This is a genomic window from Streptomyces longwoodensis, assembly GCF_001514125.1.
In the GTDB taxonomy this organism is placed as follows: Bacteria; Actinomycetota; Actinomycetes; order Streptomycetales; family Streptomycetaceae; genus Streptomyces; species Streptomyces longwoodensis.
In genome coordinates this window covers 328,600-353,910 of record NZ_KQ948554.1, presented here as the reverse complement: position 1 = coordinate 353,910, position 25,311 = coordinate 328,600, and the positions used below count along the sequence as shown (strand labels likewise).

Annotated in this window: 23 protein-coding genes; 1 reads left to right on the top strand and 22 read right to left on the bottom strand. The window is 72.1% G+C overall.

The genetic code is table 11. The features are described 5' to 3' along the window. Positions 1–38 precede the first annotated feature (38 nt). The 6 genes from carB to pyrR all read right to left on the bottom strand — a co-directional run bounded on the left by carB (position 39) and on the right by pyrR (position 8,035). Entirely contained in the window at positions 39–3,347 is a 3,309-nt protein-coding gene (carB, locus tag AQJ30_RS19480; RefSeq protein ID WP_067235544.1) for a carbamoyl-phosphate synthase large subunit, read from the bottom strand. Next, a complete protein-coding gene (gene carA, locus AQJ30_RS19475) occupies positions 3,340–4,497 on the bottom strand; it encodes a glutamine-hydrolyzing carbamoyl-phosphate synthase small subunit (RefSeq protein ID WP_067235541.1) in 1,158 nt (385 codons plus the stop codon). Before carA ends, carB begins: the two co-directional genes overlap by 8 nt. After that, positions 4,494–5,060, bottom strand: coding sequence for a PH-like domain-containing protein (locus AQJ30_RS19470; protein WP_067235538.1), 567 nt, complete (start codon positions 5,058–5,060; stop codon positions 4,494–4,496). The genes carA and AQJ30_RS19470 overlap by 4 nt, the downstream gene beginning before the upstream one ends. Continuing rightward, on the bottom strand, positions 5,057–6,343 hold the full coding sequence (locus AQJ30_RS19465; protein ID WP_067235805.1) for a dihydroorotase: 1,287 nt from the start codon (positions 6,341–6,343) through the stop codon (positions 5,057–5,059). Before AQJ30_RS19465 ends, AQJ30_RS19470 begins: the two co-directional genes overlap by 4 nt. Before the next feature lie 5 nt (positions 6,344–6,348). Continuing rightward, a complete protein-coding gene (locus tag AQJ30_RS19460) occupies positions 6,349–7,329 on the bottom strand; it encodes an aspartate carbamoyltransferase catalytic subunit (RefSeq protein WP_067235535.1) in 981 nt (326 codons plus the stop codon). A 91-nt stretch (positions 7,330–7,420) separates the two neighbouring features. After that, positions 7,421–8,035, bottom strand: a complete 615-nt coding sequence (pyrR, locus tag AQJ30_RS19455; protein WP_067235532.1) for a bifunctional pyr operon transcriptional regulator/uracil phosphoribosyltransferase PyrR — start codon at positions 8,033–8,035, stop codon at positions 7,421–7,423. Between the two features lie 299 nt (positions 8,036–8,334). Here pyrR and bldD point away from each other — a divergent pair, with 299 nt between their 5' ends. Then, positions 8,335–8,838 (top strand): transcriptional regulator BldD, encoded by a 504-nt coding sequence (gene bldD / locus AQJ30_RS19450; RefSeq protein ID WP_067235530.1) that lies wholly within the window; start codon positions 8,335–8,337, stop codon positions 8,836–8,838. 204 nt (positions 8,839–9,042) lie between these two features. Here bldD and nusB read toward each other — a convergent pair whose 3' ends face one another. The 16 genes from nusB to AQJ30_RS19370 form a co-directional block, all read right to left on the bottom strand. Next, positions 9,043–9,471: a transcription antitermination factor NusB gene (gene nusB / locus AQJ30_RS19445; protein ID WP_067235528.1), complete on the bottom strand. Its 429-nt coding sequence runs from the start codon at positions 9,469–9,471 to the stop codon at positions 9,043–9,045. Between the two features lie 2 nt (positions 9,472–9,473). Further along, entirely contained in the window at positions 9,474–10,040 is a 567-nt protein-coding gene (gene efp, locus AQJ30_RS19440; RefSeq protein WP_067235525.1) for an elongation factor P, read from the bottom strand. Positions 10,041–10,101: 61 nt separating this feature from the next. After that, positions 10,102–11,208 (bottom strand): aminopeptidase P family protein, encoded by a 1,107-nt coding sequence (locus AQJ30_RS19435; RefSeq protein WP_067235523.1) that lies wholly within the window; start codon positions 11,206–11,208, stop codon positions 10,102–10,104. Between the two features lie 141 nt (positions 11,209–11,349). Then, on the bottom strand, positions 11,350–12,453 hold the full coding sequence (locus AQJ30_RS37025) for an AAA family ATPase (protein ID WP_079084147.1): 1,104 nt from the start codon (positions 12,451–12,453) through the stop codon (positions 11,350–11,352). Between the two features lie 162 nt (positions 12,454–12,615). Beyond that, positions 12,616–13,707 carry a 3-dehydroquinate synthase gene (gene aroB / locus AQJ30_RS19425; RefSeq protein ID WP_067235520.1) on the bottom strand — a complete coding sequence of 364 codons (1,092 nt, stop codon included), beginning with the start codon at positions 13,705–13,707 and terminating at the stop codon, positions 12,616–12,618. Then, on the bottom strand, positions 13,704–14,219 hold the full coding sequence (locus AQJ30_RS19420) for a shikimate kinase (RefSeq protein WP_067235519.1): 516 nt from the start codon (positions 14,217–14,219) through the stop codon (positions 13,704–13,706). The genes aroB and AQJ30_RS19420 overlap by 4 nt, the downstream gene beginning before the upstream one ends. Further along, positions 14,216–15,400, bottom strand: a complete 1,185-nt coding sequence (gene aroC / locus AQJ30_RS19415) for a chorismate synthase (RefSeq protein WP_067235516.1) — start codon at positions 15,398–15,400, stop codon at positions 14,216–14,218. Before aroC ends, AQJ30_RS19420 begins: the two co-directional genes overlap by 4 nt. A gap of 244 nt (positions 15,401–15,644) precedes the next feature. Then, complete coding sequence (locus AQJ30_RS19410; protein WP_067235514.1) at positions 15,645–16,064, bottom strand: hypothetical protein; 420 nt, start codon at positions 16,062–16,064, stop codon at positions 15,645–15,647. Positions 16,065–16,126: 62 nt separating this feature from the next. After that, the gene (locus tag AQJ30_RS19405) at positions 16,127–16,966 is read right to left on the bottom strand and encodes a shikimate dehydrogenase (RefSeq protein ID WP_067235512.1); all 840 of its coding nucleotides are present in this window, start codon (positions 16,964–16,966) and stop codon (positions 16,127–16,129) included. After that, positions 16,947–18,749 (bottom strand): endolytic transglycosylase MltG, encoded by a 1,803-nt coding sequence (mltG, locus tag AQJ30_RS19400; protein ID WP_079084146.1) that lies wholly within the window; start codon positions 18,747–18,749, stop codon positions 16,947–16,949. Before mltG ends, AQJ30_RS19405 begins: the two co-directional genes overlap by 20 nt. A 122-nt stretch (positions 18,750–18,871) precedes the next feature. Next, the gene (ruvX, locus tag AQJ30_RS19395) at positions 18,872–19,336 is read right to left on the bottom strand and encodes a Holliday junction resolvase RuvX (protein WP_067235508.1); all 465 of its coding nucleotides are present in this window, start codon (positions 19,334–19,336) and stop codon (positions 18,872–18,874) included. Between the two features lie 32 nt (positions 19,337–19,368). Continuing rightward, the gene (alaS, locus tag AQJ30_RS19390; RefSeq protein ID WP_067235505.1) at positions 19,369–22,041 is read right to left on the bottom strand and encodes an alanine--tRNA ligase; all 2,673 of its coding nucleotides are present in this window, start codon (positions 22,039–22,041) and stop codon (positions 19,369–19,371) included. Then, positions 22,041–22,385, bottom strand: coding sequence for a hypothetical protein (locus AQJ30_RS19385; protein WP_067235502.1), 345 nt, complete (start codon positions 22,383–22,385; stop codon positions 22,041–22,043). Before AQJ30_RS19385 ends, alaS begins: the two co-directional genes overlap by 1 nt. Before the next feature lie 12 nt (positions 22,386–22,397). After that, positions 22,398–22,829: a DUF948 domain-containing protein gene (locus AQJ30_RS19380; protein ID WP_067235500.1), complete on the bottom strand. Its 432-nt coding sequence runs from the start codon at positions 22,827–22,829 to the stop codon at positions 22,398–22,400. 182 nt (positions 22,830–23,011) lie between these two features. Next, positions 23,012–23,626: a 30S ribosomal protein S4 gene (rpsD, locus tag AQJ30_RS19375; protein ID WP_067235497.1), complete on the bottom strand. Its 615-nt coding sequence runs from the start codon at positions 23,624–23,626 to the stop codon at positions 23,012–23,014. 298 nt (positions 23,627–23,924) lie between these two features. Continuing rightward, positions 23,925–25,280 carry a replication-associated recombination protein A gene (locus AQJ30_RS19370; RefSeq protein ID WP_067235494.1) on the bottom strand — a complete coding sequence of 452 codons (1,356 nt, stop codon included), beginning with the start codon at positions 25,278–25,280 and terminating at the stop codon, positions 23,925–23,927. Positions 25,281–25,311 lie beyond the last annotated feature (31 nt).

Genomic DNA, 25,311 nt, shown 5'->3' with positions numbered 1-25,311 from the left:
CGGAGGGGGACACCGTTTCCGGTGTCCCCCGTGGGCTGTCAGTCGCGGGCCGCGGTCAGGTGTTCCGCGTGTTCCTGCAGGGAGCGGACGCCCACGTCGCCGTGGTTGAGGGCGTCGATGCCCTGGACGGCCGCGGCGAGCGCCTGGACCGTGGTCAGGCAGGGCACCGAGCGGGCCACCGCCGCCGTACGGATGTCGTAGCCGTCGAGGCGGCCGCCGGTGCCGTACGGGGTGTTGACGATGAGGTCGACCTCGCCGTCGTGGATGAGCTGGACGATGGTCTTCTCGCCGTTCGGGCCGGTGCCCTCGGACTGCTTGCGCACGACCGTGGCGCTGATGCCGTTGCGCTTGAGGACCTCGGCGGTGCCGGAGGTGGCCAGCAGCTCGAAGCCGTGGGCGACCAGCTCGCGCGCCGGGAAGATCATCGAGCGCTTGTCGCGGTTGGCGACCGAGATGAACGCGCGGCCCTTGGTGGGCAGCGGGCCGTAGGCGCCGGCCTGCGACTTGGCGTAGGCCGTGCCGAAGACCGAGTCGATGCCCATGACCTCGCCGGTGGAGCGCATCTCCGGGCCGAGGATGGTGTCGACGCCGCGGCCGGAGGTGTCCCGGAAGCGGCTCCAGGGCAGCACGGCCTCCTTGACGGAGATCGGCGCGTCCAGCGGCAGCTCGCCGCCGTCGCCGCGCGCGGGCAGCAGGCCCTCGGCGCGCAGCTCGGCGATGGTCGCGCCCAGCGAGATGCGGGCGGCGGCCTTGGCGAGCGGCACCGCGGTCGCCTTCGAGGTGAAGGGGACCGTGCGGGAGGCGCGCGGGTTGGCCTCCAGGACGTAGAGGATGTCGCCGGCCATCGCGAACTGGATGTTGATCAGGCCGCGCACGCCGACGCCGTGGGCGATGGCCTCGGTGGAGGCGCGCAGCCGCTTGATGTCGAAGCCGCCCAGGGTGATGGGGGGCAGGGCGCACGCCGAGTCGCCGGAGTGGATGCCGGCCTCCTCGATGTGCTCCATGACGCCGCCGAGGTACAGCTCCTCGCCGTCGTAGAGGGCGTCGACGTCGATCTCGATGGCGTCGTCCAGGAAGCGGTCGACGAGCACCGGCCGGGTGGGGCTGATCTCGGTCGACTCCTCGATGTACGCGGCCAGGCGGGTCTCGTCGTAGACGATCTCCATGCCGCGGCCGCCGAGGACGTACGACGGGCGGACCAGGACCGGGTAGCCGATCTCGTCGGCGATGGCCTTGGCCTCGGTGAAGGTGGTGGCGGTGCCGTGCTTGGGGGCCGGCAGGCCGGCCTCCTTCAGCACCCGGCCGAAGGCGCCCCGGTCCTCGGCCGCGTGGATGGCCTCGGGCGGGGTGCCGACGATCGGCACGCCGTTGTCCTTCAGCGCCTGGGCGAGGCCCAGCGGGGTCTGGCCGCCGAGCTGCACGACGACGCCCGCGACCGGGCCGGCCTGCCGCTCGGCGTGCACGATCTCCAGCACGTCCTCGAGCGTGAGCGGCTCGAAGTACAGGCGGTCGGAGGTGTCGTAGTCGGTGGAGACGGTCTCCGGGTTGCAGTTGACCATCACCGTCTCGTAGCCCGCGTCGCTCAGCGCGAAGGAGGCGTGGACGCAGGAGTAGTCGAACTCGATGCCCTGGCCGATGCGGTTGGGGCCGGAGCCGAGGATGATGACGGCCGGCTTCTCGCGCGGCGCGACCTCGCTCTCCTCGTCGTAGGCCGAGTAGAAGTACGGGGTCTTCGCGGCGAACTCGGCGGCGCAGGTGTCGACCGTCTTGTACACCGGGCGCACGCCGAGCGCGTGCCGCACCTCGCGCACGACGTCCTCGCGCAGCCCGCGGATCTCGGCGATCTGCTGGTCGGAGAAGCCGTGCCGCTTGGCCTCGACGAGCAGCTCGGGGGTGAGCTCGGCGGCCTCGGCCAGCTCGTCGGCGATCTCCTTGATCAGGAAGAGCTGGTCGACGAACCACGGGTCGATCTTCGTGTGGTCGAAGACCTCCTCGGGGGTGGCACCGGCGCGGATGGCCTGCATGACGGTGTTGATCCGGCCGTCGGTGGGCCGCACGGCCTCGCGCAGCAGCTCGTCCTTGTCGCCGGGCTCGCCGACGAAGGTGAACTGGCTGCCCTTCTTCTCCAGCGAGCGCAGCGCCTTCTGGAACGCCTCGGGGAAGTTGCGGCCGATGGCCATGGCCTCGCCGACCGACTTCATGGTGGTGGTGAGGCCGGAGTCGGCGGAGGGGAACTTCTCGAAGGCGAAGCGCGGGGCCTTGACGACCACGTAGTCGAGCGTCGGCTCGAAGGAGGCCGGGGTCTCCTGCGTGATGTCGTTGGGGATCTCGTCGAGGGTGTAGCCGACGGCGAGCTTGGCCGCGATCTTGGCGATGGGGAAGCCGGTCGCCTTGGAGGCGAGGGCGGAGGAACGCGACACGCGCGGGTTCATCTCGATGACGATGACCCGGCCGTCCTCGGGGTTCACCGCGAACTGGATGTTGCAGCCGCCGGTGTCGACGCCGACCTCGCGGATCACGGCGATGCCGACGTCGCGCAGGATCTGGTACTCGCGGTCGGTCAGGGTCATCGCGGGCGCGACGGTGATCGAGTCGCCGGTGTGCACGCCCATGGGGTCGAAGTTCTCGATGGAGCAGACGACCACGACGTTGTCGTGCTTGTCGCGCATCAGCTCCAGCTCGTACTCCTTCCAGCCGAGGATGGACTCCTCCAGGAGCACCTCGGTGGTCGGGGAGAGCGTGAGGCCCTGCCCGGCGATGCGGCGCAGCTCCTCCTCGTCGTGGGCGAAGCCGGAGCCGGCGCCGCCCATGGTGAAGGAGGGCCGGACGACGACCGGGTAGCCGCCGAGGGTCTCGACGCCCTGGAGGACGTCGTCCATGGTGTGGCAGATGACCGAGCGGGCGGACTCGCCGTGCCCGATCTTGCGGCGGACCTCCTCCACGACCACCTTGAACTGGTCGCGGTCCTCGCCCTTGTGGATGGCCTCGGGCTTGGCGCCGATCAGCTCGACGCCGTACTTCTCCAGGACGCCGTTCTCGTGCAGGGAGATGGCGGTGTTCAGGGCCGTCTGGCCGCCCAGGGTGGGCAGCAGGGCGTCGGGGCGCTCCTTGGCGATGATCTTCTCGACGAACTCCGGGGTGATCGGCTCGACGTAGGTGGCGTCGGCGATCTCCGGGTCGGTCATGATCGTCGCCGGGTTGGAGTTGACGAGGACGACGCGCAGGCCCTCGGCCTTGAGCACGCGGCACGCCTGGGTGCCGGAGTAGTCGAACTCCGCGGCCTGGCCGATGACGATCGGGCCGGAGCCGATGACCAGGACGGACTGGATATCGGTGCGCTTAGGCACGCTGGCCCTCCATCAGGGAGACGAAGCGGTCGAACAGGTAGGCGGCGTCGTGCGGGCCGGCGGCCGCTTCGGGGTGGTACTGGACGGAGAAGGCCGGCTGGTCGAGCAGCTGCAGGCCCTCCACGACGTCGTCGTTCAGGCAGACGTGCGAGACCTCGGCGCGGCCGAAGTCGGTCTCGCTGACCTTGTCGAGCGGCGCGTCCACGGCGAAGCCGTGGTTGTGCGCGGTGACCTCGACCTTGCCGGTGGTGCGGTCCTGGACCGGCTGGTTGATGCCGCGGTGGCCGTACTTCAGCTTGTAGGTGCCGAAGCCGAGGGCGCGGCCGAGGATCTGGTTGCCGAAGCAGATGCCGAACAGCGGGGTCCTGCGCTCCAGGACGGCCTGCATCAGGGCGACGGGGCCGTCGGCGGTCGCGGGGTCGCCGGGGCCGTTGGAGAAGAACACGCCGTCGGGGGCGACGGCGTAGACGTCGTCGGGGGTGGCGGTGGCGGGCAGCACGTGCACCTCGATGCCGCGCTCGGCCATGCGGTGCGGGGTCATGCCCTTGATGCCGAGGTCGATGGCGGCCACGGTGAACCGCTTCTCGCCGACCGCGGGGACGACGTACGCCTCCTGGGTGGCGACCTCCTCGTAGAGGCTCGCGCCCTTCATGTGCGGCTGGGCCTGCACGCGGGCGAGGAGCTCGGCGTCGGGGGCGATCGCCTCGCCGGAGAAGACGCCGGCGCGCATGGAGCCGCGCTCGCGCAGGTGGCGGGTGAGGGCGCGGGTGTCGATGCCGGAGATGCCGACCACGCCCTGGGCGACCAGCTCGTCGTCCAGGGAGCGGGTGGCGCGCCAGCTGGACGGCACGCGCGCGGGGTCGCGCACGACGTAGCCGGAGACCCAGATGCGCCGGGACTCGTCGTCCTCGTCGTTCCAGCCGGTGTTGCCGATCTGCGGGGCGGTCGCGACGACGATCTGCCGGTCGTACGACGGGTCGGTGAGGGTCTCCTGGTAGCCGGTCATGCCGGTGGAGAACACCGCCTCGCCGAACGTCTCCCCCACGGCCCCGTAGGCGCGGCCGCGGAAGACGCGGCCGTCCTCCAGGACGAGTACCGCGGGAGACACCCCTTTCCGCTGCGAGGCGTTCCCCTTCGTGGAGGTCGTCATCGTGCGCCTTCCGTTTCGCTCTTGTTGATCATGGAGTTGATGGCGTCGACCCAGGCGCCGTGCTCGGCCGCGTGGTCCGAGCGGAACCCGGAGTCGATCAGTCGGCCGCCGTGCTCCCAGGTCACCACCAGCAGGCCGCCCTCGGTGAGGACCTTGCCGGCGATGCCCTTGCCGAGCACGGCCTCCCGCAGCGCGCCGACCGGGATGAAGAAGTCGCTCGCGCCGGGGCGCACGACGTCCAGTCCCGCGTCGGCCAGGGTGAGCTCGACCCGGCTGCGGGTGCCGAGGCCGTGCGCCACGATGCGGTCGAGCCACTGCCCGGCGGTGGTGGAGCCGTGGTAGCGGCCGGTCATGGTCAGTCTCGCCGCACCCGGCGCCGACGGCGCGGTGGGCAGCTCCGGCAGGTCGCCCTGGAGCGTTCCGCGCCACTTCCAGCCCTCGCGCATCAGCCAGTAGACGAGCGCGACGAACAGCAGCAGGCCGACGACCCAGCCGACGCGGGCGGCCCAGTCGGTCACTTCCGCCGACTTCTGGTCGGCGGCCAGCAGGATTTCAGGTGTCACGTGAGCTTCCCGTCGACGAGCGTGGCCTTGCCCCGCAGCCAGGTGTGCGTCACACGGCCCGGCAGCTCACGCCCCTCGTACGGGGTGTTGCGGCTGCGCGAGGCGAAGCCCGCGGGGTCCACCGCTCCACGGTATGCCGTGTCGACCAGCGTGAGGTTGGCGGGCTCACCAGCCGAGACGGGACGTCCGTGGCCCGTGGCCCGGCCGATCTCCGCGGGCTTGGTGCTCATCCGTTCGGCGACCTGCGCCCAGTCCAGCAGGCCCGTCTCCACCATGGTCTCCTGGACCACCGACAGCGCGGTCTCCAGGCCGACCATGCCCATGGCGGCCGCGGCCCACTCGCAGTCCTTGTCCTCGTGCGGGTGCGGGGCGTGGTCGGTGGCGACGATGTCGATGGTGCCGTCGGCGAGCGCCTCGCGCAGGGCCAGCACGTCGCGCTCGGTGCGCAGCGGCGGGTTCACCTTGTAGACCGGGTCGTAGCTGCGCACCAGCTCGTCGGTGAGGAGCAGGTGGTGCGGGGTGACCTCGGCGGTGACCTGGATGCCACGGGACTTGGCCCAGCGGACGATCTCCACCGAGCCCGCGGTCGACAGGTGGCAGATGTGCACGCGGGAGCCGACGTGCTCGGCGAGCAGCACGTCCCGCGCGATGATCGACTCCTCGGCGACGGCCGGCCAGCCGCCCAGGCCCAGCTCGGCGGAGACGACGCCCTCGTTCATCTGGGCGCCCTCGGTGAGCCGCGGCTCCTGCGCGTGCTGGGCGACGACCCCGCCGAACGCCTTCACGTACTCCAGCGCGCGGCGCATGATCACCGCGTCGTCGACGCACTTGCCGTCGTCGGAGAAGACGGTGACGCCGGCCGCCGACTCGTGCATGGCGCCCAGTTCGGCGAGCTTGCGGCCCTCCAGGCCGATGGTCACCGCGCCGATGGGCTGCACGTCGCAGTAGCCGTGCTGCTGCCCGAGCCGGTAGACCTGCTCGACCACGCCGGCCGTGTCGGCGACGGGGAAGGTGTTGGCCATGGCGAACACCGCGGTGTAGCCGCCGGAGGCCGCCGCGCGGGTGCCGGTGAGGACGGTCTCGGAGTCCTCGCGGCCGGGCTCGCGCAGGTGGGTGTGCAGGTCGACCAGGCCCGGCAGCAGCACCTTGCCGCCGGCCTCGACGACCTCGGCGCCCTCGGCGCTCAGCCCGGTGCCGACCTCGGCGATGGTCTGTCCGTCGATCAGGACGTCCTGGGGGGCGCCGCCGAGCACCTTCGCGCCGCGGATCAGGGTCTTGCTCATGTCGGTCACTTCTCCTCGGCAGTGCGGGCGTGGCTGACGGCGGGCTCGTTGCCGCCGAGCAGGAGGTAGAGGACGGCCATCCGGATGGAGACGCCGTTGGCGACCTGCTCGACGACCGTGCAGCGGTCGGAGTCGGCGACTTCGGCGGTGATCTCCATGCCGCGGACCATCGGGCCGGGGTGCATCACGATGGCGTGCTCGGGCATCCGCGCCATGCGCTCGCCGTCGAGGCCGTAGCGCCGCGAGTACTCGCGCTCGGTCGGGAAGAACGCGGCGTTCATCCGCTCGCGCTGCACGCGCAGCATCATCACCGCGTCGGACTTGGGCAGCGTGCTGTCGAGGTCGTACGACACCTCGCAGGGCCACTGCTCGACGCCGACCGGCACCAGGGTGGGCGGGGCGACCAGGGTGACCTCGGCGCCGAGGGTGTGCAGCAGGTCCACGTTGGAGCGGGCGACCCGGCTGTGCAGGACGTCGCCGACGAGGGTGATGCGCTTGCCGGCCAGGTCCTGGCCGAGCCCGGCGTCCCGGCCGATCAGCCGGCGGCGCATGGTGAAGGCGTCCAGCAGGGCCTGGGTGGGGTGCTGGTGGGTGCCGTCGCCGGCGTTGATGACGGCGGCGTCGATCCAGCCGGAGGTGGCGAGCCGGTAGGGGGCGCCGGAGGCGCCGTGCCGGATGACGACCGCGTCGACGCCCATGGCCTCCAGGGTCTGCGCGGTGTCCTTCAGGGACTCGCCCTTGGAGACGCTGGAGCCCTTGGCGGAGAAGTTGATGACGTCGGCGGACAGCCGCTTCTCGGCGGCCTCGAAGGAGATCCGGGTCCGGGTGGAGTCCTCGAAGAAGAGGTTCACGATCGTGCGGCCGCGCAGGGTCGGCAGCTTCTTGATGGGGCGGTCGGCCACCCGGGCCATCTCCTCGGCGGTGTCGAGGATCAGGACGGCGTCGTCGCGGGTGAGGTCGGCGGCCGAGATGAGATGACGCTGCATCTGTCAGGCTCCGTAAGGCAGTTCATTCGGGAGATTCCGGGCAGACAGGCGCGTGCCGGGCGCCGCGGGGCGCGCGGCCACGCCTGAACCGCTACTGGGCGGCCGGCTTCGCACCGAGCAGCACGGTGTCGCGACCGTCCTCCTCGGCGAGCTGGACCTTGACCGTCTCCCGCAGCGACGTGGGGAGGTTCTTGCCGACGTAGTCGGCGCGGATGGGCAGTTCGCGGTGGCCGCGGTCGACCAGCACGGCGAGCTGCACGGCACGCGGGCGCCCGATGTCGTTCAGGGCGTCCAGGGCGGCGCGGATGGTGCGGCCGGAGAAGAGCACGTCGTCGACGAGGACGACGAGCCGGCCGTCGATGCCGTCACCGGGGATCTCGGTGCGGGCGAGCGCGCGCGGCGGGTGCATGCGCAGGTCGTCGCGGTACATGGTGATGTCGAGCGAGCCCACGGGGACCGGGCGGTCGGTGATCTGCTCGAGCTTGGCGGCGAGCCGCTGGGCGAGGAAGACGCCCCGGGTCGGGATGCCGAGGAGCACCACGTCGTCGGCGCCCTTGGCGCGCTCGACGATCTCGTGGGCGATGCGGGTGAGCACCCGCGCGATGTCGGGGGCCTCGAGCACGGGCCGGGCGTCGGACGCCGGTGCGTCGGGGGCCTGGGGTGCCTGGGGTGCTTCGGACGCTTGCGCGTCGGCGTGCGTGTCCATACGAAACGGACCTCCTTCTCCGCCTCACGGGACGGACCTTAAAGGACGTCGGGATTGCGCCATCCACGGTAGCAGGCCCCCACGGCGCCCCCGGGCCGGGCCCCCGACACGCGCTCCGTCACCCCGTCGGCCCTACCGGATCACCCGTTCGGCGCAACGGGCGGCGGCTACCACGGAAGCGTCGGTGTGGACCATTCGGCTTGACGCAGAAGAATCACGCTGCGTAACCTCACAATGAGTTACCAGCCGCGCGGTGCGGAACCAAGCCGGGCCGCGTCGACACAGTGCCGGGGAGCTATATGTCCAGCGAATACGCCAAACAGCTCGGGGCCAAGCTCCGGGCGATCCGCACCCAGCAGGGCCTTTCCCTCCACGGTGTCGAGGAGAAGTCCCAGGGACGCTGGAAGGCGGTCGTGGTCGGGTCGTACGAGCGCGGCGACCGCGCCGTGACCGTGCAGCGCCTCGCCGAGCTGGCGGACTTCTACGGCGTTCCGGTGCAGGAGCTGCTCCCGGGGACGACCCCCGGCGGCGCCGCCGAGCCCCCGCCGAAGCTGGTCCTGGACCTGGAGCGGCTGGCCCACGTGCCGGTCGAGAAGGCGGGTCCCCTCCAGCGCTACGCGGCGACGATCCAGTCCCAGCGCGGTGACTACAACGGCAAGGTGCTCTCGATCCGCCAGGACGACCTGCGCACCCTCGCCGTCATCTACGACCAGTCGCCCTCGGTCCTCACCGAGCAGCTGATCAGCTGGGGCGTGCTGGACGCGGACGCCCGTCGCGCGGTGGCGACCCACGAAGAGGGCTGAGCGCCCCACCACCGAGCAGAAACGTTGCCGCCGGGTGGCCGGAAACCCTGAGAGGGGTTTCCGGCCACCCGGCGGCTTCGCTGTGGGTGCCCGGCGCCCGGCCGGAGCGGTACTGCACGCTCCGTTCCGGCCGGCGCGGGCTAGGCCGTGTCCGCGAAGTCCCGTCGTCCGCCCGCAGGGCAGGCAGGACTTTGCGGACACGGCCTAGGCGCGTCGCAGGGAGGGCTTGAGCTCCTTGAGGCGGCCGAGCAGCCCGTTGACGAAGGCGGGCGACTCGTCCGTGGAAAACTCCTTCGCCAGCTGCACCATCTCGTCCAGGACCACCGCGTCCGGCGTCTCGTCGACCCAGATCAGCTCGTAGGCCCCGAGACGCAGGATGTTGCGGTCCACGACGGGCATCCGGTCCAGCGTCCAGCCGACCGAGTACTGCGCGATCAGCTCGTCGATGCGCCGCGCCTGCTCGGCGTAGCCCTCGACCAGCTGCATCGTGTACTCGCTCACCGGCGGCTGCCGGGTGTCGTCCCGGGAGAGCCGGATCCAGTCCGCGAGGACCGTCAGGACGTCGGCGCCGCGCTGGTCGCCCTCGAAGAGGATCTGGAAGGCGCGCTTGCGGGCCGTGTTGCGGGCAGCCACGGTTAGCTGTTCACCCGGCCGAGGTAGTCGCTGGTGCGGGTGTCGACCTTGATCTTCTCACCGGTGGTGATGAAGAGCGGGACCTGGATCTGGTGACCGGTCTCCAGCGTGGCCGGCTTGGTGCCGCCGGTGGAGCGGTCGCCCTGCAGGCCCGGCTCGGTCTCCTGGACGACGAGCTCGACGGCGGCCGGCAGCTCGACGAAGAGGACCTCGCCCTCGTGCTGCGCGACGGTGGCCGTGAAGCCCTCGATCAGGAAGTTGGCGGCGTCGCCCACGGACTTGCGGTCGACCATGAGCTGGTCGTAGGTCTCCATGTCCATGAAGACGAAGTACTCGCCGTCCATGTACGAGAACTGCATGTCGCGCTTGTCGACAGTGGCCGTCTCGACCTTGACGCCGGCGTTGAACGTCTTGTCGACGACCTTGCCGGACAGCACGTTCTTGAGCTTGGTGCGCACGAAGGCCGGGCCCTTGCCGGGCTTGACGTGCTGGAACTCGACGACGGACCAGAGCTGGCCGCCTTCGAGCTTGAGCACCAGGCCGTTCTTGAGGTCGTTCGTGGAAGCCACGGTTGCGGAATCTCCTGGACTGACGTACGACCCCGGGGCAAGCGCCGCGGTGGATGTGCCGCTACAGCGCGAGCAGCTCCTTGGTCGTGATGGTGAGTAGCTCGGGTCCGCCGTCCGCCTCGGGGCGCACGACGAGCGTGTCATCGATCCGGACACCGCCCCGGCCCGGGAGGTGGACCCCCGGTTCGACGGTGACCGGCACGCAAGCGTCCAGTTTACCCATGGCCGCGGGGGCCAACTGCGGGTCCTCGTCGATTTCGAGTCCCACGCCGTGTCCGACGGCCCGCGGCAGGCCCTCGGTGTGCCCGGCGGAGGCCAGCACCTGGCGTGCGGCACGGTCCACGTCACGGCAGGCCGTGCCCGGGGTCAGGGCCTCGCGCCCGGCGCGCTGGGCGGCGAAGACCAGGTCGTACAGCTCGATCTGCCACTCGGCGGGCGCGGTGCCGATGACGAACGTACGGCCGATCTCACAGCGGTAGCCGCGGTACGTCGCCCCCAGGCACACGGAGAGGAAGTCGCCCTCCTCGACACGGCGGTCCGTGGGCCGGTGTCCCCCGCGGCCGGAGTGCGGGCCGGTGCCGACGGAGGTGGGGAAGGCGGGACCGTCGGCGCCGTGGTCGACGAGCCTGCGCTCCAGTTCGAGGGCGAGGTGCCGTTCGGTGCGGCCGACGAGGATCGACTCCAGCAGCTCGCCGAGGGCCTGGTCGGCGATCTCGGCGGCGATGCGGATGCAGGAGATCTCCTCCTCGTCCTTCACCACGCGCAGTTGCTCGACCCCGCCGCCGAGGTCACCGAGGCGCACCCGGGGCGCGACGGAGCGGATCGCCCGGTGGCGGGAGACCGTGAGGTGGTGCTCCTCCACGGCGAGGGAGGGGACCTCCCGTTCGCCGAGCAGGCCGGCGGCGGCCACGGCGGGGTCGCCGGCCGAGCCGGGGAGCGTGTGCAGCCGGACGGTCTCGTCGAGGCGGCCACCCGGCGCGCGGTCGTCGAGCGGGCCCGGACAGACGAGCGTGTCCTCGTCGGGGCCGAGGAGCAGCACGGCGTCGCGCGGGGCGGCGCCGGCGAGGTAGCGGACGTTGGCCGGGCGCGAGATCAGCGCAGCCGCGCTGCCGGCCGCGCTGCAGCGTTCCCTGAGCCGGGTGCGGCGGATTGCGTGCATCTCTGACATGAGATGAGCGTAGGAGCGGCGGGCGATTCGTGCCGTTCGGGAGGGGCCGGTGGTGTTCCGGCGGCGGGGCCGGTGGGCCTCCGGCGGCGGGGCCGGAGGCGTCCGGTCAGCGGCGGGGCCGGCGGCCGGTGCGCCGGGTGGTCACCACTTCGGCGGGCTGGCTATCGCCCGGGCCAGGATGTCGTCGAGGACCTGGGCCGTGGTGGGGACGTCCAGCTGCGAGTTGTCGATGATCGGCAGTCCCGAGCCGTACCAGCCGGCCATGCGGCCGTGGATGCGGGCCACTTCCTCGTCGGTGAGCCGGCGGTTGCCCGAGCGCTCGGCGTTGCGCTCCAGTACGACCTCCAGGCCGGGCAGCAGCACGACCGGCAGCAGGCCCGGGCCCACGTGGCGCTTCCAGCCGCCGAGGCCCACCGCGGGGCGGTCCGGGAAGATCGCGTCGTCGAGGATGCAGGAGATGCCGTTGGCCAGGAAGTTGCGCGCGGCGAAGCCGCAGGTGCGGCGGGCCAGGCGGTACTGCGCCTCCGAGTGGTCGTTCCACCCGCGCTGGGGGTCGGCGAAGCCCGAGCGGACCCACTCGCGCACGTCGTCGAGGCTGATGTGGGCCGTGGGCACCCGGCGGTGGTCGGCCCAGTACTTGGCCACGCTGGTCTTGCCCGCGCCCGCGGGGCCGATCAGCAGGACCGCGAGCGTGGTCGTGGTCGGGTCGGGGGCGACCGGGGCGGGCGGCACGCTGGGCATGCCGACCGGACCGCCGGGCGGCAACGGGAGGTGACCGGTGGTCTCCGGCGGCCGCGATCCCTGCGGGGCGGGGGCGTGGTGAGGGGCGGGGGCCGGGGGGTGCGGCGGGGCGCCGTGCTGCGGCGCGGGAGCCTGAGGCTGGGGGGCCTGGGCCGGGGGCCGCGGCGCGGGAGCCTGCGGCGGATTACCGTGCTGCGGCGCAGGAGCCTGAGGCTGCGGCTGCGGCTGCGGCTGACCACCGTGCTGCGGCGCAGGAGCCTGCGGCTGCGGCTGCGCCGGACCGCCATGCTGCGGCGGCGCCGGGGCCGAGGGCTGGGGGGCCGGGGCGTGCGGGGGTGCCGGGGGTACCGGGCCCGAGGGGGTGCCGGTGTAGCCCGGGGGCGGTGGCGCGGGGGCGGGCTGCTGCTGCGGACCCGGGTGGTGTGCGGCCGGCGACCATCCGGCGATCGGCCCGTGCCCCGACTGGTGGGGCGGCGGCAGCGGAGAACCCACTGCGTGCTGCATCCGGTGCCACTCCGTCTCGTTCTACTGGGCTCGGTCCACGGCGGGGTCCGGCCCCGCTCCGTACGGAACGGTACCGCCCCCGGCTGTCTTTCGGTGAACGGCCGGGGGCGTCGTGAAGTGCCCGCCGGGACAAGCCGATCGGGCACGAGGGGCGCGGAGGCCCTACTCGCCCACCTCGCCGTAGGCGGCGAGCAGGACCGCCGGGTCGGGTCCCTCCAGGACGGTCGGCTTGGCCAGCCCGTCCAGGACGATGAACCGCAGCAGGTCGCCGCGGGACTTCTTGTCGACCTTCATCGCCTCCAGCAGCTTGGGCCACTGGTCGTAGCGGTAGTGCAGGGGCAGCCCGACCGCCTCCAGGACCGTGCGGTGGCGGTCGGCGGTGGCGTCGTCCAGGCGCCCCGCGAGCCGGCCGAGTTCGGCGGCGAAGTGCATGCCGACCGCCACGGCCGCCCCGTGCCGCCAGCTGTAGCGCTCGTTCTTCTCGATGGCGTGGGCGAGGGTGTGGCCGTAGTTCAGGATCTCCCTCAGGCCCGACTCCTTCAGGTCCGACGACACCACGTCCGCCTTGACCTTGATGGAACGTTCGATCAGCTCGGCCGTGTGCGGGCCGGCCGGGGTGCGCGCGGCCTGCGGGTCGGACTCGATCAGGTCCAGGATCACCGGGTCGGCGATGAAGCCGGCCTTGATGACCTCCGCCAGCCCGGAGACGTAGTCGTGGACCGGCAGCGAGTCCAGCGCGGCCAGGTCGCACAGCACGCCCGCGGGCGGGTGGAAGGAGCCCACGAGGTTCTTGCCCTCGGCGGTGTTGATGCCGGTCTTGCCGCCGACCGCCGCGTCCACCATGGCGAGCACGGTGGTCGGGACGGCCACCCAGCGCACCCCGCGCAGCCAGGTGGCGGCCACGAACCCGGCGAGGTCCGTGGTCGCGCCGCCGCCGACGCCGACGATCACGTCGGTGCGGGTGAAGCCGGACTGGCCGAGCGCCTTCCAGCAGTACGCGGCGACCTCGGCGGTCTTGGCCTCCTCGGCGTTGGGCACCTGGATGGCGACCGCCTCGTAGCCCTGCCCGGCCAGGTCGGCGCGGAGCGCGTCACCGGTCTCGGCGAGCGCCTCGGGGTGGATCACCGCGACCCGCTTGGCCCGGTCCCCGATCAATCCGGCCAGTTCGCCGAGCAGTTGACGGCCCACCAGGACCTCGTAGGGCTCGCTGCCCGCACTGCCCCCGACGAGGATCCGCGTCACCGACTCGCTCATGCTTCCTTCAACTCCAGTGCGTCCAGGACGGCTCGGGTGACGTCCTCGGGCGTCCGGCCGTCGGTGGCCACCACCACGGTGGCGACCTCCTCGTACAGGTGACGGCGGGCGTCCATCAGCTCGCGCCACTGCTTGCGCGGGTTGACCGCGAGCAGCGGACGGGCCGTGTTCAGGCCCGTGCGCCGGACCGCCTCCTCGACGTCCATCGAGAGGTAGGCCACGCGGTGGTCCCGCAGCAGGGCGCGCGTGTCCGGGTCGAGGACGGCGCCGCCGCCGAGGGCGAGGACGCCGGTGTGCGCGGCCAGCGCGTCGCGCACCGCGTCCTTCTCCAGGGCGCGGAAGGCCGGTTCGCCCTCGTCGAGGAAGATCTCGGCGATGGTGCGGTCCTGCGCGGCGACGATGTCGTCGTCCGTGTCGCGGTACCCGGTGCCGAGCCGCTCGGCCAGCAGCTGCCCGACCGTCGACTTGCCCACGCCCATCGGGCCGACCAGGACGATCAGCGGACCGCTCATCGGATGTGGAGGGAGTCGAGGTACGAGCGGGCGTTGCGGCGGGTCTCGGTGACGCTGTCTCCGCCGAACTTCTCGGCGACCGCGTCGGCCAGGACCAGCGCCACCATCGCCTCGGCGACGATCCCGGCGGCCGGGACCGCGGAGACGTCGGAGCGCTGGTGGTGGGCCTGGGTGGCCTCGCCGGTGGTCACGTCCACGGTCCGCAGCGCCCGCGGCACCGTGGCGATGGGCTTCATCGCGGCCCGCACCCGCAGCAGCTCGCCGGTGCTCAGCCCGCCCTCCGTGCCGCCCGCGCGGCCGGAGACGCGCCGGATGCCCTCGGGCGTGTTCACGATCTCGTCGTGCGCCTTGGAACCGGGCACCCGGGCCAGCTCGAAGCCGTCGCCGACCTCGACACCCTTGATCGCCTGGATGCCCATGAGCGCGCCGGCGAGCCGGGCGTCGAGCTTGCGGTCCCAGTGCACGTGCGAGCCCAGGCCGACCGGGACGCCGTAGGCCAGCACCTCGACCACGCCACCGAGCGTGTCGCCGTCCTTGTGGGCCTGGTCGACCTCGGCGACCATCGCCTTGGAGGCGTCGGCGTCCAGGCAGCGCAGCGGGTCGGCGTCCAGCCGCTCGACGTCGCCCGGCGTCGGGTACACGCCCCGCGGCGCCTTCACCGAGCACAGCTCCACCACGTGCGAGACGATCTCGACGCCGACGGTCTCCTTCAGGTACGAGCGCGCCACCGCGCCCAGCGCCACCCGCGCGGCCGTCTCCCGGGCCGAGGCCCGCTCCAGGATGGGCCGCGCCTCGTCGAAGCCGTACTTCTGCATGCCCGCCAGGTCGGCGTGGCCGGGGCGGGGCCGGGTCAGCGGCGCGTTGCGGGCCAGACCCGCCAGGATCTCCGGGTCGACCGGGTCGGCCGCCATGACCTGCTCCCACTTCGGCCACTCGGTGTTGCCCACCATGACCGCCACCGGGGAACCCAGGGTCAGACCGTGCCGCACGCCGCCGAGGAAGGTGACCTCGTCACGCTCGAACTTCATCCGCGCCCCGCGGCCATAGCCGAGCCGCCGCCTGGCCAGGTGGTCCGCCACCATCTCCGTGGTGATCGGCACGCCGGCCGGAAGGCCCTCCAGCGTCGCCACGAGTGCGGGACCGTGGGACTCCCCCGCGGTCAGCCAGCGCAACCTGCTCAACGGTGCTCCTCAGTGCTCGCGCCTGGTACTGCCCTGCGTACGCGCGTCCTCGCGTACGGCAGCGGCGTGACCGGGTGCGCGACCCGGGTCCGCCACCTCCGATCCTCCCACGTCCCGGCCCCCGCCCCGGCCGCCGGTCCATCTGGCGGACGGCGACGCGGACGGCGACGCGGGCACCGGGGCGGTCGCGAGGGCTGACCCGAGGGCCGGACCGCGGTGCGGACGCGTCACGCCGGAGCCGGCGTCACCGCGCGGCGTCGCCCGGGGCCCGCGGCGGCGCGTACGAGCCGAGGAAGTCGGCGCCGCTCGGCCGGGGAGCGGCGGCGGGCTGCTGGGGCGCCGGCCGGTGCTGCGGGGCGTAGGGCCCGAGGAAGTCGGCGCCGCTCGGCTGCCGGGGCGCCTGCTGCTGCGGGGCGTACGCGCCCAGGTGGTCCGCCCCGCTGCCCTGGTCGGGTGCCGTCGGCACGACGGCCGTCCCGCCCTGTCGCACCGCGCGCCGGTGGGCGAGCTTGCGCTTCAGCTTGAGGACCCACGAGGCGACGACGGCCAGCAGGATCAGCACCAGCACCACGTGCTGGATCCAGTCCGGCAGGAACCGCAGGACGATCTCGAAGATCTCGGACTTCCCGGACGCCAGTGAGACGTCCGCGGGCACGCTGGACATGGACAGTGCTCCCCCCGTGACGGTCGTCCGCGGGGTTCGCTCACCCGCGGGACACGGGGATCCTAGCGGGCTGCGAGCGCGTGTTCGCCCGCTTTCCGCATGGCGTCCAGCGGGGCCGGGGCGCGGCCGGTCATCTGCTCCACCTGGAGGACCGCCTGGTGCACCAGCAGGTCGAGTCCGCCGACGACGGCCCCGCCGACCATCGACCAGCGGGCGGCGAGCATGGTCGGCCAGGGCTCGTAGAGCACGTCGAAGAGGGTCGCGGGCCGCTCCGGCACGGCGTGGGCGAGCGCGTCGGTCGTTCCGGCCGGGGTGGTGGCGATCACCAGCGGGGCCCGGAGCGCCTCGGCGGCGTCCTCCCAGCGGGCGGTGCGCAGCTCGACGTCCAGCCGCTCGCCCCACCGGCGCATCTCGGCGGCGCGGGCCTCGCTGCGGACGTAGGCGACGACCTCGCCGGTGCACACGCGGGACAGGGCCGCGAGCGCGGAGGAGGCGGTGGCGCCGGCGCCCAGGACGGCGGCCGACTCGACCTCCTCGATGCCGTGTTCGCGCAGGGCGGCGACCATGCCGGGGACGTCGGTGTTGTCGCCGGTGCGACGGCCGTCCTCGCCGAACACCAGGGTGTTGACCGCCTCCACCGAGGCGGCCGTCTCGCTGATCTCGTCGAGCAGCGGGATGACGGCCCGCTTCAGCGGCATGGTCAGCGACAGTCCCGCCCACTCGGCGCCGAGGCCGTCGACGAAGCCGGGCAGGGCCGCCTCGTCCACCTCGAAGCGGTCGTAGGTCCACCCGGTCAGGCCCAGTGCCTCGTACGCGGCGCGGTGCAGCACCGGCGAGAGGGAGTGCGCGACGGGGCTGCCGAGCACGGCGGCCCGGCGGCCCTCAGTCGTCCGAGCGTGCATTGAACTTGTCCCTGAGCTTCTCGAAGTCCGCATGGGTGCGGGCGAACTCGGTCTTGCTGACGCCGTCGGTCGCCACGAAGTAGTACCAGCCATCGTCGGTCGGGTCGAGCGTCGCCTTCAGGGCGGTCTCGCCCGGGTTGCCGATCGGCCCGGGCGGCAGTCCCTTGTGGCTGTAGGTGTTGTACGGGTCCTTGTTCTGCTTGATCTCCGCCAGCGAGATGTCGATGTTGCTCTGGTTCTTCACGTAGTTGTACGTCGAGTCGAACTGGAGGAACCCGTAGGTCTCGGGGTTGGAGTAGTCGAGGCGGTTGTAGACGACCTCGGCCATCTTGCGGTAGTCATCGATGGTCTTGCCCTCGGCCTGGACCAGGCTCGCCACCGTGATGACCTGCATCGGGCCGTCCAGCTTGAACTGCTTGGCCTTGTCCGCCAGGTCGTACTTGGCGTACGCCGCGTCGGCCTGCTGGACCATCTCCTTGAGGACCGCCTCGGGCTTCATGCCCTTGGCCGCCGCATAGGTGCCCGGGTAGAGGAAGCCCTCCAGCGGGTCCTTGACGCTCTCGCCGCCCTTCGCCCAGCTCGGCAGTCCGAGGTCCGCGTACTCCTTGCGGGCGACGCCCTTCGTGGTGCCGGCGGACAGGCCGAGCTTGTCGTCGATGGCCTGGTAGACCTGCACGTTGCGCTGGCCCGGCTTGACCATCACGTTGGCCTGGCTCTTCGGGTCGAGCATCATCTCGACGGCGCTGGAGGCGGACATCTGCTTCTTCAGGATGTACGCGCCGGCCTGGATCTTGTCGCCCTCGGGGTTGTGCGTGAACGCCGACACGAAGGCGTCGACGCTCTTGACGACGCCGGCCTCCTTCAGCCGGCGGCCGATCTCCGCGCCGCCCGCGCCCTTGGGCACCTCGATGCTGACGGTCTGGCCGGTGCCGTCGCCCGAGTAGTCGGGGGCCGAGGCGTAACGGTTCTGGTAGAAGGTGTAGCCGACGTACGAGACGCCGGCGAGGCCGCCGCCGAACACCAGCAGCACCACCAGACAGGCACAGCCGTTGCGGCGCTTCTTCTTCTTGTCGCCCTTGCCGCCCCGCCCGCGGCGGCCGGTGCCGCCCGGCTCGTCGTCGTCGGCGTCGTCCGTGTCCACGGCGGTGTCCCCGCCCGCGAAGAAGGCGTGCTCGCCCCGGTCGGGTCCGGGGTCCCAGTCGGTCGTGGTGGGCGGCTCGGCCTCGGGCTCCGGTTCGGCCCCGCGGCGGCCGGGCGGCTCCGGCGGCGGGTAGGCGTCCGGGGTGCCGTAGTGGTCGGGCTGCTCGGCACCGTAGGCCGCGGGCTGCTGCCCGTAGGGGTCACCGGGGTCGGCGGCGTACGGCACGTGCGCGTGCGTGCCGGTGCCGTCCCAGCCCCCCTGCTGGTACACCTGCTGTCCCTGGTGGGCGTACTGCTGCTGCTCGCCGTACTGCTCGTGGTCCGCCGGGGGGTACTGCTGCTGGTCGCCGTACTGCTGGTGCTGCTCGGGGTACTGCTGGTGACCGCCCTGGTACTGCCCGCCGGCGTACTGCTGCTGGTCGTACTGCTGCCGGCCGTACGGCTCCTGGCCCGGGGCGTGGCCCTGGTGCCCACCCCAGTCGCCGTACTGCGCCTGCTGGTGGGGCTGCTGCGGGTGCTGCTGGCCGCCGTGGGCAGGCTGGTGGCCCGCGTGGGGCTGCTGCCCTCCCCATCCTCCGTCCCCGTACAACGGGTCCTCGGGAGGCCACGGTTCGGAGCCCTGGCCCCGGCCATACTCAGTCATCGATCCCCTAGAGCCGCGAGGCGGCGGTCACGCGGCCGGCGGGCCCGGCGTCCGTTCCGTCTCTTGCTGTGCGGCGGCTGTTCGAACACCGCCGCATCGCGCGGAACGTTACCGTATCGCGATCAGATGACCACTTCGACGCCCTCGCCGGGTGGTCTGCCTGACACCCGTTCGGATTCCAGCGCCTGCTGCAGGATGATCACTGCGGCCGCCTGATCGATGACGGAGCGGCCCTTCTTGGACTTCACGCCGGAGGCGCGCAGTCCTTGACTGGCCGTCACGGTCGTCATGCGCTCGTCCACCAGTCTGACCCCGATCGGCGCGATCATGCGGGCCAGTTCCCGGGCGAACACGCGGACCTTGGCCGCCGCCGGGCCCTCGCCCCCCTTGAGGGAGCGGGGGAGGCCGACGACGACCTCGATGGGCTCGTACTCCTCGACGAGTTGCCGCAGCCTGCGGTGCGCCGCGGGGACGTCCCGGCCCGGCACGGTCTCCACCGGCGTCGCGAGGATCCCGTCGGGGTCGCACGAGGCGACCCCGATCCGGGCGTCCCCGACGTCGACGGCGAGGCGACGGCCGCGGCGCATGACCGGGCCGCCGTCCTCTCCGCCCGCGGCGCTCACTTGGCGGTGTCGGCGACGAGCCGCTCGACGGCGTCGACGGCCTCGCCGACGGCGGCCGGGTTCTGGCCGCCGCCCTGGGCGACGTCGGGCTTGCCGCCGCCACCGCCGCCGAGGGTCTTGGCGGCGGTGCGGACCAGGTCGCCGGCCTTGAGGCCCCGCTCACGGGCGGCCTCGTTGGTGGCGATGACCGTGAGCGGCTTGCCGTTGTTGACCGTGAACAGGGCCACGACCGCGGCCCGCCCGCCCTGGATGCGGCCGCGCACGTCCAGGACCAGCTTGCGCAGGTCGTCCGGCGTGGTGCCGTCGGGCACCTGGCCGGTGACGACGGCGACGCCGCGCACGTCCTTGGCGGACTCGGCCAGTCCGGCGGCGGCCTGCAGGACCTTCTCGGCGCGGAACTTCTCGATCTCCTTCTCGGCGTCCTTCAGCTTGCCGAGCATCGCGGAGACCTTCTCCGGCAGCTCCTCCGGGCGTCCCTTGACCAGCTCCTGGAGCTGGGCGACGACCGTGTGCTCGCGGGCGAGGAAGTTATAGGCGTCGACGCCTACCAGGGCCTCGATGCGGCGGACACCCGAACCGATCGACGACTCGCCGAGCAGCTTCACCAGGCCCAGCTGGGCGGTGTTGTGCACGTGCGTGCCGCCGCACAGCTCCTTGGAGAAGTCGCCGATGGTCACCACGCGGACGCGCTCGCCGTACTTCTCGCCGAACTCGGCGATGGCGCCCTGCTTCTTGGCCTCGTCGATGCCCATGACGTCGGCGCGCACGTCGAGGTCGCGGGCGAGCACCTCGTTGATCTTCTGCTCGACGTCGGTCATCACGGCCGTCGGCACGGCGGACGGGGATCCGAAGTCGAAGCGGAAGCGGCCGGGCTGGTTCTCGGAGCCGGCCTGGGCGGCCGTCGGGCCGAGGGCGTCGCGCAGGGCCTGGTGGGTCAGGTGGGTGGCCGAGTGGGCGCGGGCGATGGCCTTGCGGCGGCGGGCGTCGATCGAGGCGTGGGCCGTGGCACCGACGGTGACCTCGCCGACCTGGACGACGCCCTTGTGGACGTAGACGCCCGGCACCGGCTTCTGGCAGTCGCGCACCTCGATGACGGCGCCGGAGTCGGTCCTGATGCGGCCGGTGTCGCCGATCTGGCCGCCGCCCTCGGCGTAGAACGGGGTGCGGTCGAGGACGATCTCGACCTCGTCGCCCTCGGTGGCGGCCGGGGAGGACACGCCGTCGACCAGGATGCCGACGACCGTGGACTCGGCGTCGGTGTCGGTGTAGCCGATGAAGTCGGTGGCGCCGGCCCGGTCCGCGATCTCGCGGTAGGCACCGAGGTCGGCGTGGCCGGTCTTCTTGGCCTGGGCGTCGGCCTTGGCGCGCTCCCGCTGTTCCTTCATCAGGCGGCGGAAGCCGTCCTCGTCCACGGACAGCCCCTGCTCGGCGGCCATCTCCAGGGTGAGGTCGATCGGGAAGCCCCAGGTGTCGTGGAGCAGGAAGGCCTTGTCGCCGGCCAGGACGGTGCCGCCGGCCTGCTTGGTCTCGGTGACGGCGGTGTCGAGGATGTTGGTGCCGGCCTTCAGCGTCTTGAGGAAGGCGTTCTCCTCGGCGAGGGCCACCTTCTCGATCCGCTCGCGGTCGGTGACGAGCTCGGGGTACTGCCGGCCCATCATCCTGATGACGGTGTCGATCAGGTCCTGGACGACCGGTCCGGTGGCGCCGAGCAGGCGCATGTTGCGGATGGCGCGGCGCATGATGCGGCGCAGCACGTAGCCGCGGCCCTCGTTGCCGGGGGTGACGCCGTCGCCGATGAGCATGGTGGCGGTGCGCATGTGGTCGGTGACCACGCGCAGGGACACGTCCGAGGCGTGGGCGTCGCCGTAGCGGACGCCGGTCAGCTCGGTGGCCGTGTCGATGACGGCCATCGAGGTGTCGATCTCGTACATGTTCTGCACGCCCTGCAGGATCATGGCGAGGCGTTCGAGGCCGAGACCGGTGTCGATGTTCTTGCTCGGCAGGTCCCCGAGGATCTCGAAGTCGTCCTTGCCGGTGCCCTCGCCCCGCTCGTACTGCATGAAGACGAGGTTCCAGATCTCCACGTACCGCTCGTCGTTGACGGCGGGGCCGCCCTCGGCGCCGAACTCGGGGCCGCGGTCGTAGTTGATCTCGGAGCAGGGGCCGCACGGGCCGGGTACGCCCATGGACCAGAAGTTGTCCTTCTTGCCCAGGCGCTGGATGCGCTCCATCGGCACGCCGACGACGTCGTGCCAGATGCGCTCGGCCTCGTCGTCGTCCTGGTAGACGGTGATCCAGAGCTTCTCCGGCTCCAGGCCGTAACCGCCCTGGTCCTGGGAGCTGGTGAGCAGCTCCCAGGCGAGCTTGATGGCGCCTTCCTTGAAGTAGTCGCCGAACGAGAAGTTGCCGCACATCTGGAAGAACGTGCCGTGCCGCGTGGTCTTGCCGACCTCTTCGATGTCGGGCGTGCGCACGCACTTCTGCACGCTGGTGGCGCGGTCGAAGGGCGGCTTGACCTCACCGAGGAAGTAGGGCTTGAAGGGCACCATGCCGGCGGGGACGAGGAGCAGAGTCGGGTCGTCCGCGATGAGCGACGCCGAAGGGACGACGGTGTGCCCGCGCTCCTCGAAGAAGCTCAGCCAACGGCGGCGAATCTCGGCCGACTCCATCAGTGGTCCTCATTCCGGTTGTACGAGTGCGTCGGCGGGGCGACGTACTGCGAGGGGTTGCTGTTCTCCAGGGCGGTGTAGCGCCGGGGTGCGGGGAGTTCGGGGGCGGCGTTGATGCCCAGCGCCTCCCCCAGCTCGTCCTCCCGCTGGGCCATGTTGTCGCGCACGTCGTGCGCGAAGCCGACGGCCCGGTCCTTGAGCCGCTGGCCGGTCTCCAGCGCCTTGTGGGCGGCGGCGACGGCGAGGCTCTCGGGGGTCAGCTGCTTGATCTTGCGGTTCACCTTGGTGGTGGCCCAGACACCGGCGGCCACACCGGAGGTGAACCAGAAGGTACGGCGGAACATCTGAGCTGGCTCCTACTTTCGCCGGTTCTTCCGCCGTGCGGCCGGGACGGTGCGGCCCACGATCACCGTGCGCCGGGGCTCCCGGGCGGGCGCGTTCTCCTTGCGGCCGCCGAGGGCGCGGCGGACGCCGTAACCGAAGGCGGCGACCTTGACCAGCGGCCCCCCGAAGGTGGAGGCGACGGTGGTCGAGAGCGCGGAGGCGTTGGACGTGACCTCCTGGACGTCCGAGGCGATCGCGTCGACCCGGTCGATCTGGGTCTGCGCGGACCGCACCGCCGCGGAGGCGTCGGCCAGCAGCGGGACGGCCTGGTCGGTCACGTCCGCCACGAGCTTGGTGGTCGCCCTGAGCGTCTGGGCCAGCCTCGCCAGCGCGACGGCGAGGAAGGAGACCAGGATCGCCCAGAAGACGGCCACCAGGATGCCGGCCACCTCTCCACCGGACACTGCGCACCCGCTTCCGCTCTTCGGTCACTGTTGACAGGGGTCGAGCCTATCGCGCCGGGGGCGGCGCCCCGTACTCGATTGGCGCCGGGCCGGGGACGGAAGAACCCGCCGCCCCGGCCGCCCGGGAGGGCGGCGGGACGACGGGTTCCAGTGCTGCGGGTCCTACGACCGTCGATCCGTGATCAGCGGGCGTAGTACTCGACGACGAGCTGCTCGTCGCAGATCACCGGGATCTCCTTGCGGTTCGGCTCGCGGTCCAGGCGGAACGCCAGGGCCTTGAGGTTCACCTGCAGGTAGCGCGGGGTCTCACCGTCGGGGGCGAAGCCACCCTCGCGGGCGATCTGGAAGAGGGTCTTCTCGCGGCTGCGCTCGCGGACCATCACGACGTCGTCGGGACGGACGCGGAACGACGGCTTGTCGACCTTCTGGCCGTTGACCTCGATGTGGCCGTGGACGACCATCTGACGGGCCTGGTAGATGGTGCGGGCGATGCCCGAACGCAGGACCAGGGCGTCGAGACGGCGCTCGAGCTCCACGATCAGGGCCTCACCGGTCTTGCCCTGGACCTTGGACGCGCGCTCGTAGGCGCGGACCAGCTGGCGCTCGGAGAGGTCGTACTGCGCGCGCAGACGCTGCTTCTCCAGCAGACGGACCTTGTAGTCCGAGTTCTGCTTGCGGCCGCGGCCGTGCTCACCCGGCGGGTAGGGGCGGGCCTCGAAGTACTTGACGGCCTTCGGGGTCAGCGCGATGCCGAGGGCACGCGACTTCTTGACCTTGGGGCGGGACTGGTTCGCCACTGTCTCAATCTCTTTTCGCTGTTTCCGGCTCGTCAGGGTTCAGGGAGGTCGCATCCGCAGCCGGGGAAACCCGCCGGGTCCGCTGGGGACCTGCCGGGCAGCCGCTCCCCTGGTCTGGGCAACTACGTGCAGCACGCGAGTGGCCCACCGACCTGTCCCGGGAACCGGGTGGTGGTGGGCGGCCCGCGACACCGTTCGACGGTGCGCGACGCTCCTGGAGTCCCCCGAGGGGGTCTCCGGCCGGTTGTCCCGCTCTGACAGCGCGGGACTCGGCACTTCGGGTCAGTCTACAGGCCGCTCAGGACCGCTTGCGACCGAGGTGCTGGCGGGTCCACTCCACGGCGTCCGCGTACCGCGCCTCCGCGCCGTGCCGGGTCGGGGTGTAGTACGTGCGGTCCTTCAGGGCGTCCGGCGCGTACTGCTGCTCGGCGATGCCCTCGGGCACGTCGTGCGGGTACACGTAGCCCTGGGCGTGGCCGAGCTTGGCGGCGCCCTTGTAGTGGCCGTCGCGCAGGTGGGCCGGGACGGGGCCGGCCAGTCCCTTGCGCACGTCGTCCAGGGCGGCGCCGATGGCGGTGGTCGCGGCGTTGGACTTGGGAGCCAGGGCGAGCGCGATGGTGGCGTGGCTGAGGGTGAGCGCGGCCTCGGGGAAGCCGATCATGGCGACGGCCTGGGCGGCGGCGACCGCGATCGGCAGGGCGTTGGGGTCGGCCAGGCCGATGTCCTCGCTGGCGGAGATCATCAGGCGGCGGGCGATGAACCGGGGGTCCTCGCCGGCCTCGATCATCCGGGCCAGGTAGTGCAGGGCGGCGTCCACGTCGGAGCCGCGGATGGACTTGATGAGGGCGCTGGCCACGTCGTAGTGCTGGTCGCCGTCGCGGTCGTACGTGACGGCGGCGCGGTCGACGGTCTGCTCCAGCGTGGCGAGGTCGATCTGCGCCGCGTCCTGGTCGAGGGCGGCCCCGGCGGCGGCCTCCAGGGCGGTCAGGGCGCGGCGGGCGTCGCCCCCGGCGATGCGCAGGAGGTGGGCCTCGGTGTCCTCGGGGAGGGTGACGGCGCCCTTGAGGCCGCGCTCGTCGGTGAGGGCGCGGCGCAGCAGGCCGCGCAGGTCGTCGTCGGTGAGGGGTTCGAGGGTGAGCAGCAGCGAGCGGGACAGCAGCGGGGAGATGACCGAGAAGTACGGGTTCTCGGTGGTCGCGGCGATCAGGGTCACCCAGCGGTTCTCGACGGCGGGCAGCAGGGAGTCCTGCTGGGCCTTGCTGAAGCGGTGGATCTCGTCGAGGAAGAGGACGGTCTCCTGGCCGTAGCCGCCCGAGGCGCGGCGGGCGCCGTCGATGACCGCGCGGACCTCCTTGACGCCGGCGGTGATCGCGGACAGTTCCACGAAGCGCTTGTTGGTGGCCTTGGAGACGACGTAGGCCAGGGTGGTCTTGCCGGTGCCGGGCGGGCCCCAGAGGATCACCGAGGAGGGGCCGGCCGGGCCCTTGGCACCCTCGCCGACCAGGCGGCGCAGGGGTGAACCCGGTTTCAGCAGGTGTTGCTGCCCCACGACCTCGTCGAGGGTGCGGGGGCGCATGCGGACCGCCAGGGGGCTGGCCGACGGGTCCTTCTCCTGGCGTTCTTCGGCGGCGGCGGTGAACAGATCGGGCTCCACCCTGAAACCCTAGAACACCGCACTGACAATC